The 852-nt window shown below is 32.4% G+C and carries 1 protein-coding gene; it reads left to right on the top strand.

Annotated features, from left to right (window positions below; translation table 11 throughout):
- Positions 1 to 106: 106 nt before the first annotated feature.
- A complete protein-coding gene (locus tag AC23L6_RS13345; RefSeq protein WP_487562974.1) occupies positions 107 to 667 on the top strand; it encodes a hypothetical protein in 561 nt (186 codons plus the stop codon).
- Positions 668 to 852 lie beyond the last annotated feature (185 nt).

Below are 852 nucleotides of genomic sequence, written 5' to 3'. Positions count from 1 at the left end.
CAAATAAACTACTGCTTGAAAACATTTTGCTATATTTGTTCGAAGGGCTGTGAGGTTTTTTCACAGTCTGACGTTAGCGGTAATTTTAAAGAACTCCAGAGCTAAAATGAAAAAAGTAAAGATTGTAATAATTTCGCTTATCGTAATAGTATTTTTATATCTCATTCATTTCGATTTATTTCGGTGGATAGAATTACATAATTGTGTCATTTGGGATAAAAACAGAAAAACAACATTTGATGATTTCCAAGCCAAACCTGACAATGCTTCAGAAATGAATTTGGTGTTTTATCATGGTTTTTATCTTTACTCATCTCCATTTAACAAACCGAAAGTAATAGCATTCTTTGACCGAGATGAATCGTGGGTAAAGGACACTACTAAATTTAATTACAGAGAACTTCTTAAACTACAGCAAATTGCTTTTAATCTAACAGAAGTGTATGCAAGAAAATGTAATGAAGAAATTGAGAAAAGAGGATATAATAAAAACGGAAGTCAAAAGCCATTTGAATATTTGAAAAAAATAAAAGATAGCGTAACAGTCGAGTATTATTCTGTAAAAAATCAAATGTTAAATGAAGAGAATAAAAGTGTGAGACAATTAATAGAATATTGGGAACCAGAAGTTGACAAGATGCTTAAAAATAAAAAAAACTACCGCTAACAGCGGTTTTACGCAATAGCTCGTAACAGTCCCGCCGGAAACCTAACGGTTTCCTGAAACCCGCTCTTCCGCATGAAATTTTTTCTTAAATTGCCGCTACTGACGTAAAGCCGCATTCCAAGATCAAATCCAAATTTTTAAGCACAAAATTTACTCATTTCTACATAAGGCGTTCCTCTGTTTAC

Source organism: Flavobacterium sp. R1_16, from assembly GCF_057652095.1.
The sequence above is the reverse complement of the archived record's forward strand: the minus strand, read 5'-3'. Positions and strand labels throughout refer to the sequence as shown.